The sequence below is a fragment of the Thermovirga lienii genome (assembly GCF_036847465.1).
Lineage (GTDB): Bacteria > Synergistota > Synergistia > Synergistales > Thermovirgaceae > Thermovirga > Thermovirga lienii.
Window position 1 is genome coordinate 1 of sequence record NZ_DAITZW010000080.1, and the last position, 2040, is coordinate 2040.

The 2040-nt window shown below is 41.0% G+C and carries 3 protein-coding genes; all 3 read left to right on the plus strand.

The window, feature by feature from the left end:
• A partial coding sequence (gene cas4, locus V7Z69_RS09810; RefSeq protein WP_334139804.1) for a CRISPR-associated protein Cas4 occupies window positions 1-577 on the plus strand: 577 nt, incomplete at its 5' end.
• A 2-nt stretch (window positions 578-579) separates the two neighbouring features.
• Window positions 580-1575, plus strand: coding sequence for a type I-B CRISPR-associated endonuclease Cas1b (cas1b, locus tag V7Z69_RS09815; RefSeq protein WP_014162431.1), 996 nt, complete (start codon window positions 580-582; stop codon window positions 1573-1575).
• Between the two features lie 2 nt (window positions 1576-1577).
• Window positions 1578-1841, plus strand: coding sequence for a CRISPR-associated endonuclease Cas2 (cas2, locus tag V7Z69_RS09820; protein WP_014162432.1), 264 nt, complete (start codon window positions 1578-1580; stop codon window positions 1839-1841).
• Window positions 1842-2040: the final 199 nt, after the last annotated feature.

A 2040-nucleotide genomic window follows, 5' to 3' on the forward strand; every position in this document is an offset into this window, starting at 1 on the left:
GGAACAGTTTACAGTATGGAGACTGGTTTTATTCCCCCTGATGGAGATAGCGGAGATGAGTTTTTGTAGTGGTTTGTCGGAAAAGGCAAGAATAGGTGGGACGCTTGTTTGGTATTACTTTATATGTAAAAGACAGGTGTGGCTTATGGCGAGGGGGATCGAACCCGAAAGGAGCGACGATAACCTTATTATGGGTAGGTTGCTGAGTGAGCGTGCCTATGAGCGAGAACGGCATAATGTAAAGTTTGGAGATAATAGTTTTGATATAGTGAGAAAAGAAGAGGGAGTCGTTGTAGTAGGAGAGATAAAAAAGAGCAGCCGTTTTGAGCAAGCGGCAAAAATGCAGCTTCTTCATTATTTGTATGTACTACAGAAAGATGGCGTAGAGGCAGAAGGAGAGTTGCTGTTCCCAAAAGAGAGGAAAAAAGAGTGGATCAAGTTGGAGCCGGAGGCAATTGGTTTGTTGGAGCAAATATATGAAGATATATACAGGTTGGCTGAAACTGTTAGCCCACCGGCTTTAAAGAGAAACAGATATTGTTCTGGGTGTGCATATAGATATTGGTGTTGGAGTTAGAAATGGGAAAAACTATATATCTATTATCTTCTGGTTCTTTAAGTAGGAAGGATAATACCATTGTGGTAGAAAATGATGATGGCAGGCGTTTTATCCCTGTTGAGACCACCGATGAGATTTTGGTCTTCGGAGAGGTGGACTTGAATAAGAGGTTTTTAGAATTCGCTGCTCAATCGGAAATAATCCTCCATTTTTTCAACCGTTATGGATATTACGTGGGAACTTATTACCCTAGAGAGCATTTGAACTCAGGGGCGGTAATCATAGCTCAGGCCAGGCATTACTTGGAGCTAGACAAAAGACTTGCTCTGGCTAAGCGGTTTGTGCATGGCGCAATCTCCAATATGGAGAAAGTGATATCTTATTACGCAAGAAGAGGGAAAAGCGAGCTTGAGGGAGCTAACGAAAAGCTTGCGGAGTTTAAAGACAACTTGGAAAGGTGCAGTGATATAAGTGAATTAATGGGGTTAGAAGGCAACGCGAAAGACATATATTATTCGGTCTTTGATGAAATTACTGAAGATGAAGAGTTTGTGTTTGAGAAAAGGACCAAGCGACCACCAGCCAACAGAGTAAATGCCCTTATTAGTTTCCTTAATAGTTTGTGCTATATTCTTGTTTTATCCCAGATATATCGCACGCACATGGACCCGAGGATAGGTTTTCTTCACGAGAGTAACTTCCGTAGATTTAGTTTGAATTTAGATATAGCTGAAATTTTTAAGCCCATTTTGGTTGACAGGCTGATTTTTTCGCTAATCAATAAAAAAATGATCCAAAAAAAGAGTTTTTCCGAAAGAGGCGGAGGTCTTTATCTTACCGATAAAGGCAAAGAAGTGGTCCTGAAAGCATGGGAGGATAGGCTTCAATCCACGATTGAGCATAAAGGATTGAGGAGGAATGTCAGTTATCGAAATCTAGTAAGGATGGAAGTGTACAAGGTAGAAAAGCATGTTCTAGGAGATAAGCTGTATGAGCCTTTTGTGGCAAGGTGGTAGGAATGTTTGTGATAATGGTGTACGACGTAGGGGAGAAGCGAGTCGCAAAAATGTTGAAAACTGGTAGAAAATATTTAAGCTGGGTTCAAAATTCTGTTTTAGAAGGGGAGCTTTCCCCAGGGCTTTTTGCAAAGCTAAAAGCCGATGTTTTGAAAGTGATGGACAAAGAGCAAGATAGTGTTATTTTCTATACTTGGAGGGTTGAGCGGTACTCCACTAGGGAAATATTAGGGGTTGAAAGGGGAGCTAGTGGTCCCTTTATCTAGTTGTGTCGACCTCCAATAGTGCTGAAAAACCTGGGGGTAGACAAAGGGGTTGAGCCTTGGATAAACGTTGTAGCTACTGGTTATGGCTCAAAAATAGGACCTTGAAAATAGAATAAATCTATGGAATATTATTGTAGAGAGAAACTAGAATACGGCTAGAAGAAAATGGGTTTTAGACCTTCCTATAAGGGATGGAAAC